Here is a 207-nt window from a genome sequence, read left to right as displayed (position 1 = left end):
ATTAAAAGTAATTGGCGGAATGGACGGGACTCGAACCCGCGACCCCCTGCGTGACAGGCAGGTATTCTAACCAACTGAACTACCACTCCAATACAATCTAGCTTTTTACTTACTTGTCATAAGTACCACTGCTTAGTAAGTGGTGGGTGTGGAGAGGTTCGAACTCCCGACATTCGCCTTGTAAGGGCGACGCTCTCCCAACTGAGC

At 49.8% G+C, this 207-nt stretch carries 1 tRNA gene; it reads right to left on the bottom strand.

The annotated features are described in order from the left end of the window. Positions 1 to 12 precede the first annotated feature (12 nt). Positions 13 to 89: transfer RNA gene (locus AC2A4J_RS20525), tRNA-Asp, on the bottom strand. Between the last annotated feature and the right edge of the window lie 118 nt (positions 90 to 207).

Source organism: Marinomonas sp. ATLA20, assembly GCF_057180105.1.
The sequence above is the reverse complement of the archived record's forward strand: the minus strand, read 5'-3'. Positions and strand labels throughout refer to the sequence as shown.